Genomic DNA, 16,583 nt, shown 5'->3' with positions numbered 1-16,583 from the left:
CTCGTTTCCTGCATGCATCAGAACTCGAAGCAGATTCCTGACTGCCGGGCTTACACAAAATTCTGCCCGACAACCTGACGATTGCTTCCTCTGCGGCAAAGGCACATCCATTCGCGAAGGTGAACAGGCAGAATCTCCGTTCCTCATTTTACGTTGAAGGGAGGAAGGTTGTGAGTAACTATGGCTTCCTGAATACTTCGCCGTCTTTCATTACGAAAACCACATTGTGCATGGCCCTGATGTCGGAGACTGGATTGCCTTCGACGGCGATGATATCGGCCAGTTTTTGAGGAGCAATGCTGCCGAGTTTATCGTCGACTCGCAGCAATTGCGCGGCAGACATCGTGGCAGACTGAATCGCCATCATCGGTGACATTCCACCTTCAACCATCAATTCAAATTCGCGTGCATTCTCACCGTGCCGTGAAACGCCGGAATCTGTTCCGAACGCGATCCGAACACCCGCAGCGCGACCCTTGCGAAATGTGTCTTTCATCGCCGGGCCGATACTGGCAGCCTTGGGCCGGACAACCTCAGGAAAATATCCTGGTTCTTCCGCCTTCTTCGCCACCCATTCGCCAGCCATCAGTGTTGGAACCCAGAACGTGTTGCGTTCCTTCATCAGCTCCATGACTTCGGGAGTCATGAATGTCCCGTGCTCGATGGAATCGACACCTGCCAGAACCGCTCGTTTCATCCCCTCTGATCCGTGAGCGTGAACGGCCACTGCCATTCCATAGTCTCTTGCCGTCAGGACAATGGCCTCCAGCTCTTCTTCAGTGAACTGGGGATTCTGACCGTTGGCAGCCAAACTTAACACGCCGCCCGTCGCGGTCAGTTTGATCAGATCGGCACCGTCCTTATAACGCTGGCGAACAGCCTTCGCGGCATCATCCGGTCCATTGATGACGCCTTCCAATGGCCCCGCATCACGCTTGTAGTCGCCACGCAAGCCATTCGTCGGATCGGCATGACCACCAGTCGTCGCCAGCGATTTGCCACTGGTGTAGATTCGAGGACCAACAATCCAACCTTCCTGAATGGCCTTGCGAAGAGAAACAGAATTAATCCCGTTATCGCCAAGATCGCGCACGGTTGTGAAGCCAGCCATCAGTGTCGCGCGGGCAAACATTGTGGATCGAAGTGCGTAGTCAGATTCTTCCATAAAGAATCGTTCGGTATAGGAATCCTTCGAATGCTGCGACATCAGATGGGTATGCATGTCCATCAGACCAGGCATCACAGTGTACAACTTCATGTCCAGGACGACGTCGCCATTTGTCGGTGGCACGTATTCGTCCGCAATGCGGGCAATCCTGTTTCCATCGACGACGATCGTAACCGCAACACGTTCCGTATCGGATTGTCCATCAATTAGTCGCCCCGCATAGATCAGGGTGGATGCTTCGACAGACGGCACCGTAAGGCCCAGGATGAAAATCGTATGGACGATTGCATTCGAAACATGTCGCCAACGGAGAACCATCGCGGCAATGAAGGCTGCAGCAACTTTGCCGGGGTGAAATTCTGAGTGCAACATGGAACAGGGCAGGGGGAGGTGCATTGGAGATCCCGTAGCTTGAAAGTCAGGGGAGGAACGCCGAACAAACTTTCCGGGCATTCTCACGGTCGTCAGTGGCAACTGCAAGAACGGCCACCATGCGGAATCTGCTGCTTCGAGAATTCGCAGGACACGACTCGAGGTCCGTTTACGACTTGCCACCGAGTGTCTAATCTGCGTCCATGCAATCACCATCAAATATCAAAGTGCACAAACAGCAGCGTGTCCTGGAATTGATCTGGAGCCCGGACGACATTTCGCAACTGCCATTCCAGTACGTTCGACAGCATTGCCGCTGCGCAGTTTGCGTAGACGAATTTACCGGCAAACAATTGCTGGACCCATTGACCATTCCGGCGGATCTGGACCTTGTCGATGTCGCCCTTGCGGGGAACTATGCCATGAAGTTCCGCTGGTCAGATGGCCATGACAGTGGTTTATTTACCTGGGACCATCTCCGACAAATCTCGCAGAACAGCGATCACAAATAAGGCGGCTCGCCAGGTTCCCTGAAGAGCCCGAATTCACTAAACTTCCGCCGCAGGTGGCCGAACCTGGTCGTGATGTCGAGCTGTCCCTTGCGATCGGGATTGATCCCGCCCGCACTTGTGATCAGCGTGTGAATTGCATCGACAGACGAAACATCAGCCTCCTGCTCAATTGACTATTGCAATGCTGGTCTCCCACGATGTGCACATTGCATGAATGACGCACAGACTCTAAAGCCCGTTTCGAAGAAGGATGAATGTCATGGCAGTTCGGTCCAAGTCAAAGGCAATTACTCAAAAGGCCGCGCCGACTGACGATCATTCGGCGATGCTTGACAATGCCGTCGGTCAGATTGAAAAGCTGTTCGGCAAGGGCTCCATCATGAAGCTGGATTCGGCCGAATCCACGGCCGGTATCCCGGGAATTCCTTCCGGCGCGTTGTCGCTGGATCTGGCGCTGGGTGGACGCGGTTTTCCTCGTGGACGAATCATCGAAATGTATGGTCCGGAGTCGAGCGGTAAGACGACACTGGCTCTACACGCAATTGCCAGCGCTCAGAAGGAGGGGGGCATTGCTGCCTTCATCGACGCCGAACACGCTCTCGATCCCTCCTGGGCGCGAAAGATAGGCGTGAATCTGGACGACCTGCTTGTCAGCCAGCCTTCTTACGGCGAAGAAGCGCTTCAAATTGTTGAAATGCTTGTGAAATCCAATGCGGTGGACATCATCGTCGTCGACTCAGTTGCAGCCCTGGTCCCGAAGGCGGAACTGGATGGTGAGATTGGAGACAGTCACGTCGGGTTGCAGGCGCGCATGATGAGCCAGGCGATGCGCAAACTGACGGGAGCAATTTCGCGTGCAAAGACAACCGTCATCTTTATCAATCAGTTGCGTGAAAAGATTGGCGTGATGTTCGGCAGCCCGGAAACGACTCCCGGGGGCAAAGCACTGAAGTTTTACTGTTCATGTCGAGTTGACGTTCGCCGAATCAGCTCGATCAAGGATGGCGAAACTCAAATTGGAATTCGAATGCGTGCAAAGATCGTTAAGAACAAAGTAGCGCCGCCATTTCGAGTTGCTGAATTCGACATGTACAACACGCACGGCATCAGCTTTGAGGCGGACCTTGTGGACCTTGGAGTGGAAAACAAAATCATCGACCGAAGCGGAAGCTGGTTCAGCTACGGCAGCACAAAGATTGGCCAGGGGCGTGACCGGGCTCGAATTTTCCTCGAGGAGAACCCTGAGATCGCCAAAGAAATCAAGCAGAAGATCCTCGAACTGAAAAACGTAGTCGGGCCGGTTGTCGAAGAAACAGCCGCCGCTGCCGAGGAATAGTTTCCGTCACGCTGATGGAAAATGTACTGTTGAATGGTAAGAGGCCGCTTCACCGCATCAGGGTGAACTGCGGCCTCTTTCATGCTTTCGACGGCTGGAATGCTCGCTGAATCCCGGCTCATTTTCTCAGGAACTCGATAACTTTGCCAACAAACGCGGGAAACCGGGGCAGACCTTGCAGCAGGGCAGGGAGTCGGTAACCTTCTCGGCTTAAAGACTTTGTTCACAGGAAAAGATTTTTAGAAAGCCTTTCTCAAATGCCAATCGCAACGCCAAAACAGTACGCCGCCATGCTGGATGCCGCTCAGAAGGGTGGATATGCGTACCCGGCAATCAACGTTACTTCGATTGCAACCATCAACGCAGCCTTGAAGGCATTCGCTGACGCCAAGTCTGACGGCATTATCCAGTTCTCAACCGGCGCTGGCGAATTCGCGTCCGGTTTGAATATCAAGGATTCGGTTCATGGAGTCATCGTTCTGGCAGAAGCCGCTCACCGGCTTGCCGAAAAATATGACATCCTGATTGGACTGCACACAGACCACTGCCAGCCAAAGAAGGTAGACAGCTTCCTGAAGCCACTGATCGCCGCGACGGCTGCTCGCCGAGCTGCAGGGCAGGGCAACCTGTTCAATTCGCACATGTTCGATGGCTCGGAATTACCGCTGGACAAGAACATGGAGATCGCGAAGGACCTGCTGAAGCTTTGCGTCGAAAACGAGATCATTCTGGAAGTCGAGGCCGGAGTCGTTGGCGGGGAAGAAGACGGGATCGACCATTCCGATGTGGCTAATGACAAGCTTTATACAACTCCGGAAGACATGGTTGCGGTACATGAAGCGCTCAGCGGCATCGGTCGATTCATGTTCGCTGCCACCTTTGGCAATGTGCATGGCCACTACAAGCCCGGCGCCGTGAAGCTGAAACCAGAAATCCTGAAAGACGGTCAGACTGCTGTGACCGCGAAATACGGCGCGGATGCGGAATTCGATCTGGTATTCCACGGTGGTTCCGGAACGCCAGCCCATCAGCTTCAGGAGACACTGGATTACGGTGTGATCAAAATGAATATCGACACAGATACGCAATACGCGTTTACTCGACCTGTTGTCGACTTCATGCTGAAGCACTATGACGAAGTGCTGATGGTTGACGGTGAAATTGGCAGCAAGAAAGCCTATGACCCGCGAACTTATCTGAAACTGGCTGAAGCCGGCGTCGCCGCCCGAATGGTCCGCGCATGCAATGAACTGAAGAGCACCGGCAATACCATCTTCGGCAAGGTTTGATCCTGCTGCAAAACATCAGATTGCTGAAACTCAGGGCTCGGCTTCGCGAGGAAGTCGAGCCCTTTTGCATCCACAGGAACACACTGAAATCGAATCTGAAGCGTAGGCGGGTTGACGAAGTTCCCGCCATAGCGGCCCCTGTCTCTAATGTGATGCTTGTCCTTGCGGCAAGAGCCTGAAACTGACAGACTCCATTTTGTTGGCCAATAGTTGCCCCGTGCCGCTGTCTTTCCGTCATTGAGGTCCGTCATGCGTCGGTTGCTTTCGTTCACTGCCGTCTTCCACTCTCTCATGCTTCTGACTTTGGCACCAACGCTGAATTGGAGCGATGCAGCAGCTGCATCGGACTGGCTGCAGTGGCGGGGACCATCCGGCAACGGTATTGCCGGAACAGGGCAGGGTGCTCCAATCGAATGGAGCTCCACGAAAAACGTCATTTGGAAGACGGACATTCCTGGTCGGGGTCATTCGTCGCCAACCATCGTGGGTGACCTGATTGTGCTGACCACGGCGGATGAACAAGCGCAGGTTCAGGGATTGATCGCCTTTGATCGAGAGAGCGGCAAACAAAAATGGATCACACCTGTTTCTCAGGGTGGTTTCCCAAAACTACACAACAAGAACACGCATGCATCCTCGACGGTTGCCAGCGATGGTACGCTGTTCTTTGCAGTCTTCAACCACCACCGCAAACTGGAAGCCGCAGCTCTGGATGCTGCGGGAAAAATCGTCTGGAAGAGGGATGTCGGCGGATTTGACCCGAAGATGTACGAATACGGTTACGCAGCATCACCGACGATTTACAAGGATACGCTCATCATCACAGGAAACTGCGATACGATTTCATGGATGAAAGCCCTGGACCTGAAGACCGGTAAGGATGTCTGGTCCCGGGATATGCCCAAAGGACTGGTCTGGTCATCTCCCATCGTTGCCAACGTCGCAGGCCGAGAACAGCTTTTGCTGAGTGGATTCGAGAAGTTTTCAGCCTACGATCCGAACAATGGTCAGCCTCTCTGGAGTGTCCCCTGCCTGACACACGCGACCTGTGGAACCGCGATCTGGGATAACAACGTAGCCTTTGCAAGCGGTGGTTACCCCAAAGCCGAAACGGTTGCCGTTGCAGCAGATGGCAGTGGAAGGATCCTGTGGAAAAACAACGTCAAATGCTACGAACAGTCGATGCTGATCTCAGACGGTTATGTGTATGCATTTAATGACCAGGGCATCTTCTTCTGCTGGGAAGCAGCCACCGGACGGGAAATGTGGAAGTCCAGACAGCGTGGACCCGTTTCTGCATCACCCGTGCTCGTCGATGGACTGATCTACGCCAGCAACGAGCTTGGCACCACCTACGTTTTCAAAGCCTCACCCGAAAAGTTTGAGCTGATTGCGGAAAACCAACTCGGTGACGAATCATTTGCGACTCCTGTCTTTCTTGACGGGCGTGCCTTTATCCGGGTGGCAAGCAGCAAGAGCGGAAGTCGTCAGGAATCACTGTTTTGTATAGGAACGAAGTGAAGGCAGTGACCAGGAGCAATGTCTGCAGCGATGTCCTGATTGTTGGTGGTGGCGTGATCGGACTGACCACCGCACTCAAGCTTGCACAGGATGGCGTGTCAGTCCTTGTTTGTGACCGTCAGGAATCAGGCCGGGAGGCATCGTGGGCCGGCGCTGGAATGCTGCCGCCCGGCAACTTGCCATATGCAGCCACTCCGGAAGCAAGGCTGCGTTCATACAGCGCGGAACTGTGGAAAGAGTTCTCCGTCGAACTGAGAGAAACAACTGGCATCGACAACGGTCACCGAGTTTGTGGTGCCGTCGAGTTCTGCGCCGAAACAGATGCCGAATCTCAGGGTTCGGCAGCCATGTGGAACAGCGAACGGCTCCGCATCGAAACTCTGGATGCAGCCGGAATTGAAAAACGATGTGGTGCGGCAAGCCTTTCATTCACCGAGGCGTTGTTTCTTCCCGACTTTGCACAAGTTCGAAACCCACGTCACCTGAAAGCTCTGTACTCTGCCTGCCAGCGCGTCGGCGTCCAGTTTGCCGAAAACGTGGGTGATATTCGGTTCATTCACGATGGAAACCGGATCGCTCAGATACAAAGTGCGAAGTGCAGCTTCTCGTTTGAAAAAGTCTGTATAACGGCGGGAGCATGGTCAGCCGGCTTGCTGAATCAGCTTGAGATTCAGGTGCCTGTAAAACCTGTCCGGGGTCAGATCGTACTGTTGCGAAACCATGGAAAGCCAATTCCATCGGTCGTCGAACTCGGAAGGCGATACATCGTTCCCCGAGATGACGGATTAGTTCTCGTCGGTTCCACCCAGGAAGACGCAGGATTTGAAAAACGCAACACAGCAGAAGGAGTTCGGTCGCTGATTCAACTGGCAGAGATGCTGTGCCCTGCCCTCCGGGAAGCAGAGGTTGTGAGGTGCTGGTCAGGGCTGCGACCAGCATCCATCGACGAATTGCCGCTCATTGGTGCGTTCCCTCAGTTCAACAATTTGTTTGCAGGTACGGGCCACTTTCGATCGGGCCTGCAGATGTCCATCGGCACCAGTATGATTCTGAGAGAACTGCTCCAGAGCCGACCGTCACCTGTTTCCCTGAGTGGACTCGAAGCACATCGGTTTTCAAACTGAATCAAAAGCCCACAGCCACGCCGTGACGCTTCTTATCGCAGCATTGCCAAGCGGTATGCGCGTCGCGGGACACGAACCGCAGAAAAGTAGACAAAGATAAAAGCAGGACAATATGCGAGCTGTCGTTCAACGAGTGAGTCAAGCGTCAGTATTGGTTGACGGTCAAACAGTTGGTGAAATTGGTCGCGGCTTTCTGGTACTGCTGGGAGTATCAGAGTCGGACACTCAGGAGGACGTCAATTGGACGGCTGGTAAGATTGCAGGCCTCCGAGTATTTGAAGACCAGAACGGACAGATGAATCTGTCCCTCGAACAAGTTGATGGCGCGGTATTGGTCGTCAGCCAATTCACTCTTTACGGTGACTGTCGAAAAGGGCGGCGGCCCAGCTTCGTCGCAGCGGCCCGGCCGGAAAAAGCCATCTCACTGTATCAGAGCGTAGTTGCTGAACTTCAGGGCCAGGGAATTCGGGTCGAAACGGGAACCTTCCAGGCTCAAATGGAAGTGAAGCTTGTCAACGATGGCCCGGTCACATTGCTGCTGGACAGCCAGAAGCAATTCTGAACCATCGCAGGTCCGACGCAGGGTGCGGGCTTGTCGCTACCCCAACCCATCGGCAAACCGCCTGATTTCGATCATTGCCCGCGAAATCCGGACACTTAGCCCTCCCGAACCGACCTTTCCTGCAATCCACCCCAGCCCCTATACTCTGCCGGGCTTGTCGTGAACCGCGCCTACGTTTGTACCGGTGGAATTCCATGGACTCCTCACAACTTTTCGACATCGCCGTCCTTGCGACGTTGATTTTCTGCGCCTGGAAGGGTGCCACGAAAGGTCTCGTTGCGCAGGCAGCCTGGGTTGTTGCTCTGGTGCTGTGCTTCAAGTTTGCCGGCGAACTAGCGCCTGCCGTGGAACCAGCAATCGCCGTTGACCAGCCCCTCCGTAAATGGATTGCCATGGCAATCGTTTACCTGGGCCTCTGTCTGGTGTCATTTGTGGCCGCCGGCATGCTGACCACCTGGCTGGAGAAAATGAAGCTCAAAGACTTTGACCGGCATCTGGGAGCATTACTCGGCGGTCTCAAGGGACTGATCATCTGTATGACAGTCATGTTCTTTGGATTAACCCTGTCTCAGTCATTGCGGCCCATCATCAGCAACACCAAGTCTGCGTACGTGGCGGCTCAGCTGCTTCACCACATTGATCCGTTGATTCCGCTGGTTCCCGAAGGCGCCGCTGATACTGTGAAAGACATTGTGAACCGCTTTAACAGGGAGTTGGGAAATCCGCAGCTTCCGGATGAGCCCCGAACTCCGGATGCGCCACCGTTCGGAGAGGAGTGGAGCGGAGCAGGGGAGACAAGCCCCGAATCGTCCGGACAACAAAGCTGGGGCGATGTACTGAACGGAATTACAAATCCGGGTAATGCGGCTTCAGGAGGCTCAGCAGTATCGCGAAATGACCCCAGTCTCGACCAATTGCTCCGCGAACTCCCCGGTAATCTTCGAGACGATCTCACATCCCGAACTATGGATGTCCTGAAGAACTCAACCCCCGAACAGAAGCAACAACTGCTTCAACAGATCAGCAACAGCGTTCCCCAGAACGCAGGCAATATCCTCGACAGCTTTGTGCGAGCTTTCGGTAGCGGGCAGGGGACCGGGACACCAGATCAGGCTCAACTCTCCCGAACGGATGGACTGCTCCTTGATCAGATTGCCAGTATCTACGGAAGCCGTGACACGATCGTCGCCAAGACAAAAGAATACCTGGCAGGTGTTCCCCAGATCGTTCAGCGACGCGTGCTGGAAGACTGGAATGCAGATGTGATGCTACTGCAAAACGATCCGGACCCCGGCACTAATGTGAACACACCAATTGACACAAGGATCCTTCGGCAACTCAATCAATCCGGTTACTCAATTGACCAGCTGGACCGACAGCTTCGAACCAGACTCAGCCAGTCAATACGTTGAGTCGTCTCTTTCGAGACATCGCTCAACACCCTGACAAAACAGACCAGAATGCGACCGAAGTTTCATTCGATGGAACCCCTGGAAGCTGTCACAGCTGTGAACGGTGGTCACAGAAAGGGGGCAAGACACCCCCCAAAAAAACGGCGTTTTTTCGCCTTAACCTAACATAACGGACATTATCGGACGTTGTGGGTACCCGAATTCACGGTCACTAAAGACGCCGGGCCACGGACTGCAGTCGAATGCTTACAGCCATCTCCATCATCAATCAGCAGCACTGAACTCGCCTGGGCAATCTGACGGCACCACGCCCCTGCCCGCACCGCAGCGACTCGGCCGAGCGACGAACATTGAGCCCTGAATCGCACTTGCAGCGGGATCCAATCGGGAGCGTGGATCACGCTGGCAGCGGGCCCGATTCCTCGAAGACACCGATCTTCCGGAATCGCTGGTAGCGACGCTCAACCAACTCGCCAGCCGGAACCTGATCCAGCGAATTCAGCGCTTCGACCAGACACCCTTTCAATGTGGCTGCCATCTTGAAGTGGTTGCGATGAGCCCCGCCCAATGGCTCGGGAATCACCTCGTCAACAATCCCCAGTTCAAGCAGATCCTTGCTTGTGAACCGCAACGCGCGTGCAGCCTTATCCGCATGCCGACCATGCTTCCAGAGAATCCCGGCGCAGCCTTCGGGACTGATCACGGAATAATAGGCGTATTCAAGGATCGCCACATGGTCGCCCACTCCAATCCCAAGCGCGCCACCAGATCCGCCTTCACCAATCACCACGCAAATAATCGGGACGTTCAACGTAGACATGTCACGGAGATTGACTGCGATATTGTAGGCCTGACCACGTTCTTCAGCGCCAATCCCGGGATACGCGCCAGGCGTATCAATCAAACAAACGATTGGCAGCCCATATCGGGCAGCCATTTCCATTTTCTGCATGGCCTTTCGGTAACCTTCAGGATTCGCGCAGCCGTACGAGCATTCATTCCGCTCTTTCAGGTTTCGCCCCTTCTGATGGCCAACAAACATCACTTTTCGACCAGCGAGCTTGGCGAAACCGGTGACAATCGCACGGTCATCGCCAAACGACCGGTCGCCATGCAGTTCGACAAATTCATCGAAAACCAGTTCCAGGTAATCCGGGGTCTGAGGCCGCTCGGGATGCCTCGAAACCTGGACGATCTGCCAGGCATCGAGGTTTTGATAGCGTTCACGCGTCATTTGCGTGAGTTCCACCCTCATACGCCGCATGCTCTCTTTTTCCGCCGGGGATGGATCGGATTGAGCTTCGAGCTTTTGCAGGCGCTCTTCAAGCTCGTAAAGCGGCTTCTCAAAAGGCAGCTGGTGAACGGATGGCATCGCAGAAGTTCTTTATTTTCAGGTCAAATCACGCAGGGAATTTACGCAGTCGACAGCTTTTGCAGAAAGGCTGCCCACCAGCGAAGTTGTGCGTCTTTTACGCAATTTGACTCCGTCTGAAAACCACAGGTATCCGAAACGGAAAATGAGAACCCCTTTTTCCTTGACGACAATCTTCCACAAACTGGCATTACATGATGTCGGGCAGCTCAGTCATGAAATCCAGATCCTCGTCGGCGTCGGACATGTGTCCCCGTGCCTTCGGACGCTCCAGCGGCAAGCGAATACTCCGGACGGCCTGATCACTTTCATTCTTTGCGTCATTTTCCTGCGTTGAAGCCGAAGTAGCCTGTTCGGGTGTCGGTGAATTTGGGGGCGGTGCCTGAATCTGATCGGGCACGGGCATTTGAGGAGCACCAACCTGGGGCGTAACCGGAGCAGGCATCTGCGGCGGCATACCACCGGACGGCATTGCGGGCTGAGGCATTTGCGGTGGCGTCATACCGGGTGGCATCGCTCCCGGTGGCATCGCTCCCGGTGGCATCGCACCGGGCGGCATCATCATCGGTGGCATCATCATTGGCTGAGGCATCATCATCGGTGGCATCATCATCGGAGGTGCCATCATTGGCTGAGGCATTCCCGGTTGCTGCTGCCCTGGATGACCCGCCGGAGCACCTTTTTTCACGACAGGATCCAGTTTCCCGATCGCCGCCGTTTTTCGCTTACCTTTCGTCGGTTTAGCAGGAGCCGCGACGCCCATCGCAGTCCGGTCCGCGTCTGCACGACTGTCGAGTCGTTTATCAACACTCAGCGTTTCCTGTTCCTTCGCTTCGCGAATAGAGCGTCCATACAACTCAGCCGGGTCTTCTTTAAAGCAACGCACAGCCTTCAGGGCTGTCTGAACTTCACGCATATCTGCGTATCGATCGGAAGGTTTCTTGGCAATCATTTTCAATAACACCTGATCCAGCTCGGGAGTTACATTGCTGTTAATTGCCGAAGGGGGTGCTGGTGCCTCCGACAAGTGTTTCTTCAGCAGATCATTGGGATCCAGGCCCGCGAAAGGTGGCACACCAGTAGCAAGCTCAAACAGCGTAACACCAAGGCTATATATATCAGTCCTTTCATCGACATGCTTTCGCATAATTACTTCCGGAGCGATATATGTCCTTGTGCCCTGAATAATCTTTGATTTGCCCCCAACCAGCTTCCCAAGCCCTTTTGCAATTTTTGACGCCAGGGAGAAGTCGACGACGCGAGTTTCTCCGGTCTTGTTCACCAGAATATTCTCCGGCTTGATATCCCGATGCAGCCACCCCTTTTCATGGACATGCGTCATCGCAGTGCAGATCGATTCAGCGATCCTGGCAAATCGACTCTGCACGTCAGGCAGATTTGTCGCAATCTGAACCTTCATGCTGGGCGCACGGAAAAAGTCCATAATAAAGAACGCGTGATCGCGGCTGACTTCAATCTTGTGAAACCGGATCACGGATGGGTGGTCGAAGCTTTTCCCGACCTTGAACTCGTGCTTAAGGATTGCCTTTTCTTCGGGCTTCTTCCGGGCATCTTCCAGCATCAACTTCATCGCAAACGAGAGCGTCCCGTTCTCCGTCACCTCCCAAATCTGGGTTGTCTTACCACTGGCAATGCAGTTCTTCAGCTCGTAAGTGCCAACTTTATTTTGTGCATCAGACACGACTAAACTCCTCAGCTGACAGCTTCATTCGTCTGGCTGGTTCTTATGAATATGATGTTTACTTCTTTTCGCAGTGCGCGGAGCAGCGGCCCGCCGCCGCAAACGTTTGCAAGCCTGATGTCAATCGAAGGCATCTGCGAGACAGAATGCAACAGTGAAGCGTAATGAGCCTTTGTTTTTTTTTGAATCCCACCGCATGACTGAGCCTCTTGCAAGAGCATAATTCTGAACACCTGCAATTGTGTGTCGGAGTTCGATCTGAGATAGTCCCACCATTATTTTTCGGCACACAGAATCGGCACTGGACGACTCTTGTATCGATCTGTTGCCAGAATACAACACGTGTTGCAGCGAGAAACGCCTCAGGATTTGTCTGAGAATCCGTTTCTTCCCGACTTCACCCTGAAGCGCAGGAACCCGTTTCACGCCTGAAGCCCCTGCAAGACCTCGAGAATCAGTCCCTGGACCGGAGTTACAAGAGTGTTGGATTTGAATCACGATGGTTTAAGCGTCCGTGCGGATCGACGTCGAACGTTTGCAGGACTCATGAGATTGACTGCGTTTCTGACACACTCCCTGGTGATATTTTCACTGGTCACATTTTCACTGGTGACGTCGTCACAAATTGCTGAGGCCGATGAACCAGCCTCGGATCAATTTCTGTTTCGATTCAGTGGAACACTGTTACAAGGGCGCGGAGACGGAGACATCATTCGTCGCTTCGAATCATCCCTTTTGAATTCCGCCGAAAACAGTTTCTTCCATGTCCTCGATGACGCCGGGACTGGGTGCGGATGGCCGGAAAGTTTTGGCAGGCTCAATACGGGAAGCGAATCCTCTGGCCCTGTTCCACATATTGTTTACAACTACGACGGTCACGACTACTCCATTTCTCTGCCATTTCTTCATGTGCAGTTGCTGAATGACGCCGGGATCGGCACCTCTTGGGAGATTGACGGATGGAAACTCACTATTTTGGAACCTCGTCGAGAAGCCGGGCAGGACTGTTGGTTCATCGAAGCGTCGGAGAAGCGGGGCAGAAAGCAGTCATTACTTGTCGACAGAAGCACCGGAGTGTTGTGGCAGGCTGAAGCAGATGTTTTCATGGGCCGCGGGGACCGGTTTCTGCTGAAGATCCGCCAAACCAGGCAGACGACACTCCCGCAGGAGATCGCCGCCAGGACACGGAATGTCATGGAACTCCTGCTGCAACTTCAGAAAAACCTCGGTCGAAGACCGGATACCCAGCTAAAACAACTCTCACCACGCCAGGCGGATCTGACTGCTCAGGTGCAACCCACACTTCATCAGCTTTCTGAGGGCACGCCACTTCAGGAACTTGTACTTCGACTGACATCCAGCCTGAAATCCGAAAAAACGCGAATTGCGGCGTCCACGATGAGAGCCGGAGAGATACTGAACTCCCGTGCCCCCGACTTTTCGCTCAACGTTGTCTCAGGTGGAACCCTGGATTCTCAGGATCTGCTGGGGCGAATCGTCATCCTGCACTTTTGGGACTACAAAGACCAGCCGCTCGCGGAGCCGTATGGCCAAACAGGATATCTGGACTTTTTATTCAATCAGCGAAAGAAGCTTGGAGTTCAGGTCGTGGGTGTTGCCGTCGGAGCGGACCTGCAAACGGCTGATGGAGTGTCTCGCGGTAAACGGGCGGCTCGGAAACTGGCCGAATTCATGAACATCACCTATCCCATCGGTTACGACGACGGGTCACTCCTTCGTGCTCTCGGTGATCCACGAGACGCCAATGGCAACCTGCCGCTTTGGATTGTCATTGGGCGAGACGGCACGATAGCGCACTATCACGCAGGATTCTACGAAGTTGACGCTACCCGAGGATTGAGTGAACTGGATGCTGTGGTGTCCCGACAAATCAAAACACCTTCACAGCAATAGTTCGGCTGCCGGGACAAATTACAAAACGCGGCAGACGAAAACTTTCAAATATTCAGTTTCCGGGCAGGTCGGCATTACCGGATGGTCCATTGGTTGGCCATGCGTTTCCAATATCTGCACGGCCCGCCGACTTTGACGGGAGGCCTCTGCAAGCATTTCTCGAAATTCTTCCCGCGCAACCAGCCCGGAACAGCTGCATGTGACAAGAATCCCACCAGGTTTCAGTACTTGCATCCCCTGCATGTTCAGACGCAGATAGCCATTCAATGCTCGTTCGATCCCACCGCGGGTTCGAGCCATGCGAGGTGGGTCCAGAATGACGACATCGAAGGTTGTGCCCTGCCCCGCTAATTCTTCGAGAGCATTTTTGACATCCGCTTTCATCCAGCGGCAATGCCCCGCAACGCCATTCAGTTCTGCGTTGGCTGCTGCCAGAGTGATCGCAGCGTCGGAAGAATCAATCCCAAGTACATTTGCAGCACCGCCACATTTTAAGGCGGTGATACCGAACCCTCCCGAGAAACAGAAGGCGTCCAGGACCTTTGCGTTCCTGGTAAAACGGCTCACTGCCAATCGATTGTCGCGTTGATCGAGAAAACAGCCGGTTTTTTGCCCCTGCTGAACATCGACCCCATACTGAACACCGTGCTCTTCGATGAACAGAGGACGTGGCGGTTCCTGCCCTGCGATCAGCCCATCGACAGCTTCCAGTCCTTCTGCCTCGCGCATTCCTTTCTCCGTGCGGAGCCAGATACCGCGGGGGTCAGTGCACGACTGAAGGGCGTCGATAATCAGTTTCCGATGCTGATAAAGAGCCAGACTGGTAAACTGCACAAGTGCAAAACCGGCGTACCAATCAACCGTCAGTCCGGATAACTGATCCGATTCACTGAACACAAGGCGGCAACCTGTTCGATCACTGGCTAAGTCAAAATGATCGCGTCGAGCGGCAATCGCAGTTTCAATTTTTTGTTTCCAGAAGTCTCCGGCCAGCATCTCGGCTTCGTTCCAAGTGTACAGACGCAATCGAATTCTGCTGTTGTTGTTGTGGAGCCCGGTCGCAATAAACTTCCCTTCTGACGTCAGGAGACGGACAGGTGTGCCGGGAAGAATTGAGTCTTCTGAAACTGGACTCCCGGCGCCGTCTTCAAACCCGCGAATCGCCCCCGGAAACACCCATGGATGTCGCCCGAAAAATGGCTGGGCTCGGCGAGGCTGCAGGTACGCAACAGGCAAAGTAGCAGGGATGTTGAACTCCGTCGGCAATGACGGGGCTGACGGCAGTTCATTACCAGCCTTCGGTTGAGCATCGGACATGGAGCAATGAGTTCGATTCTGTTTGAGTATTAGCTAACGTCTGAATTTGCAGCACGACAGGCGTTGAAAAGATTTCAACGATCTCAAGAAAGTCAGATGAATTGATTCAGGGAGGCATTTTTGCGACGCCCGGGTCCTGTCGAGCTATGAAACGATTTCCGTCGCGACTTTCAGAGGCCCCGGAAATGCCGTTCCGCGTGGAGACCAACCCAATCCCTGATTTCACAAGGCATCTTCCTCGTCGCTGTTTGTCTTTTCGCCTCGAAGCCAAAGTGAAGGTCGTCTCCGGAAATTCCGGTGATAGCCGGGACAATTAAAACGTCTTTGAAAAGAAACGCTGCAAGAGTTCACCGGCGAAATCTTCTAGGACCGTTCATTCAGAACGCGATGCTCCATTTCCTCGAGATATGCAAGCAATCGGTCCCGTTCATTCGCCAAATGTCGCACGCGAAGCAACGACTTCACGCGAGTTCGCAATTCAAGCCGGTTCACTGGTTTTGTAAGGAAATCATCGCATCCTGCTTCAACAGCCTTTTCGATATCTCCCATTTCATTTAATGCGGTGACAATCAGGACCGGAATTGCGCGTCGAGACGGGTCCGCTTTTAATTGAGCACACACTTCGTAGCCACTCATGCGAGGCATCATGATGTCTAGCAAAATCAAGTCGGGCTGGTGTTCGTCAACCATTTGCATGGCTTGATGACCGTCATTGGCCATCAGGATATCGTACCCTTCGTCTGCGAGGTAAGCTTCCAGTAGCTCGCGGTTCTGCTGAATATCGTCCGCAATCAGAACTCGTGACGATGAAATGTCGATTTCCTGATTACTCATCTTAAAGTGTTCCTGTTTCGGCTCAGCAGAACCCTGCCCTGCACCGCCCGACCAATTGACTCAGATCCGCTCGACAGAATTGCCACCAGCGAAGCGACTTTATTCCACGGGTCCGCGAAGTATAGCCCAATGCCGAAACTTCGAAAAT

At 53.8% G+C, this 16,583-nt stretch carries 13 protein-coding genes; 8 read left to right on the top strand and 5 right to left on the bottom strand.

Translation table 11 applies throughout. The features are described 5' to 3' along the window. Positions 1-178: 178 nt before the first annotated feature. On the bottom strand, positions 179-1,540 hold the full coding sequence (locus R3C20_00715) for an amidohydrolase family protein (protein ID MEZ6038994.1): 1,362 nt from the start codon (positions 1,538-1,540) through the stop codon (positions 179-181). Between the two features lie 203 nt (positions 1,541-1,743). On the opposite strand from R3C20_00715, the gene R3C20_00710 reads away from it, so the two are divergent. The 7 genes from R3C20_00710 (at position 1,744) to R3C20_00680 (ending at position 9,296) form a co-directional block, all read left to right on the top strand. Continuing rightward, positions 1,744-2,052 (top strand): DUF971 domain-containing protein, encoded by a 309-nt coding sequence (locus R3C20_00710; GenBank protein ID MEZ6038993.1) that lies wholly within the window; start codon positions 1,744-1,746, stop codon positions 2,050-2,052. Between the two features lie 259 nt (positions 2,053-2,311). Next, on the top strand, positions 2,312-3,388 hold the full coding sequence (gene recA, locus R3C20_00705) for a recombinase RecA (GenBank protein MEZ6038992.1): 1,077 nt from the start codon (positions 2,312-2,314) through the stop codon (positions 3,386-3,388). A 257-nt stretch (positions 3,389-3,645) separates the two neighbouring features. Beyond that, positions 3,646-4,677 (top strand): class II fructose-bisphosphate aldolase, encoded by a 1,032-nt coding sequence (gene fbaA / locus R3C20_00700; protein MEZ6038991.1) that lies wholly within the window; start codon positions 3,646-3,648, stop codon positions 4,675-4,677. A gap of 249 nt (positions 4,678-4,926) precedes the next feature. After that, entirely contained in the window at positions 4,927-6,198 is a 1,272-nt protein-coding gene (locus tag R3C20_00695) for a PQQ-binding-like beta-propeller repeat protein (GenBank protein MEZ6038990.1), read from the top strand. 5 nt (positions 6,199-6,203) lie between these two features. Continuing rightward, positions 6,204-7,322, top strand: a complete 1,119-nt coding sequence (gene thiO / locus R3C20_00690; GenBank protein MEZ6038989.1) for a glycine oxidase ThiO — start codon at positions 6,204-6,206, stop codon at positions 7,320-7,322. Positions 7,323-7,434: 112 nt separating this feature from the next. Then, the gene (gene dtd, locus R3C20_00685; protein MEZ6038988.1) at positions 7,435-7,884 is read left to right on the top strand and encodes a D-aminoacyl-tRNA deacylase; all 450 of its coding nucleotides are present in this window, start codon (positions 7,435-7,437) and stop codon (positions 7,882-7,884) included. Positions 7,885-8,078: 194 nt separating this feature from the next. Further along, the gene (locus tag R3C20_00680; protein MEZ6038987.1) at positions 8,079-9,296 is read left to right on the top strand and encodes a CvpA family protein; all 1,218 of its coding nucleotides are present in this window, start codon (positions 8,079-8,081) and stop codon (positions 9,294-9,296) included. 397 nt (positions 9,297-9,693) lie between these two features. On the opposite strand, the gene R3C20_00675 is transcribed toward R3C20_00680, so the two are convergent. Together R3C20_00675 and R3C20_00670 are read right to left on the bottom strand one after the other, a co-directional pair. Next, entirely contained in the window at positions 9,694-10,668 is a 975-nt protein-coding gene (locus tag R3C20_00675; GenBank protein ID MEZ6038986.1) for an acetyl-CoA carboxylase carboxyltransferase subunit alpha, read from the bottom strand. A 190-nt stretch (positions 10,669-10,858) separates the two neighbouring features. Further along, on the bottom strand, positions 10,859-12,370 hold the full coding sequence (locus R3C20_00670; protein ID MEZ6038985.1) for a serine/threonine-protein kinase: 1,512 nt from the start codon (positions 12,368-12,370) through the stop codon (positions 10,859-10,861). Positions 12,371-12,850: 480 nt separating this feature from the next. On the opposite strand from R3C20_00670, the gene R3C20_00665 reads away from it, so the two are divergent. Then, a complete protein-coding gene (locus R3C20_00665; GenBank protein MEZ6038984.1) occupies positions 12,851-14,284 on the top strand; it encodes a redoxin domain-containing protein in 1,434 nt (477 codons plus the stop codon). A gap of 18 nt (positions 14,285-14,302) precedes the next feature. Here R3C20_00665 and R3C20_00660 read toward each other — a convergent pair whose 3' ends face one another. Together R3C20_00660 and R3C20_00655 are read right to left on the bottom strand one after the other, a co-directional pair. After that, a complete protein-coding gene (locus R3C20_00660; protein ID MEZ6038983.1) occupies positions 14,303-15,601 on the bottom strand; it encodes a class I SAM-dependent rRNA methyltransferase in 1,299 nt (432 codons plus the stop codon). A 363-nt stretch (positions 15,602-15,964) separates the two neighbouring features. Next, positions 15,965-16,435, bottom strand: a complete 471-nt coding sequence (locus tag R3C20_00655) for a response regulator (GenBank protein ID MEZ6038982.1) — start codon at positions 16,433-16,435, stop codon at positions 15,965-15,967. Positions 16,436-16,583: the final 148 nt, after the last annotated feature.

This window comes from Planctomycetaceae bacterium, assembly GCA_041398825.1.
Classification (GTDB): Bacteria; Planctomycetota; Planctomycetia; order Planctomycetales; family Planctomycetaceae; genus F1-80-MAGs062.
Note: the sequence above shows the minus strand (reverse complement) of the source record. Positions and strands in the feature narration are given on the sequence as shown.

Coding starts and splice junctions, on each gene's coding strand:
- R3C20_00715 (MEZ6038994.1), bottom strand. CDS start 1,540: ATGTTGCACTCAGAATTTCACCCCGGCAAAGTTGCTGCAGCCTTCATT.
- R3C20_00710 (MEZ6038993.1), top strand. CDS start 1,744: ATGCAATCACCATCAAATATCAAAGTGCACAAACAGCAGCGTGTCCTG.
- recA (MEZ6038992.1), top strand. CDS start 2,312: ATGGCAGTTCGGTCCAAGTCAAAGGCAATTACTCAAAAGGCCGCGCCG.
- fbaA (MEZ6038991.1), top strand. CDS start 3,646: ATGCCAATCGCAACGCCAAAACAGTACGCCGCCATGCTGGATGCCGCT.
- R3C20_00695 (MEZ6038990.1), top strand. CDS start 4,927: ATGCGTCGGTTGCTTTCGTTCACTGCCGTCTTCCACTCTCTCATGCTT.
- dtd (MEZ6038988.1), top strand. CDS start 7,435: ATGCGAGCTGTCGTTCAACGAGTGAGTCAAGCGTCAGTATTGGTTGAC.
- R3C20_00680 (MEZ6038987.1), top strand. CDS start 8,079: ATGGACTCCTCACAACTTTTCGACATCGCCGTCCTTGCGACGTTGATT.
- R3C20_00675 (MEZ6038986.1), bottom strand. CDS start 10,668: ATGCCATCCGTTCACCAGCTGCCTTTTGAGAAGCCGCTTTACGAGCTT.
- R3C20_00660 (MEZ6038983.1), bottom strand. CDS start 15,601: ATGTCCGATGCTCAACCGAAGGCTGGTAATGAACTGCCGTCAGCCCCG.
- R3C20_00655 (MEZ6038982.1), bottom strand. CDS start 16,435: ATGAGTAATCAGGAAATCGACATTTCATCGTCACGAGTTCTGATTGCG.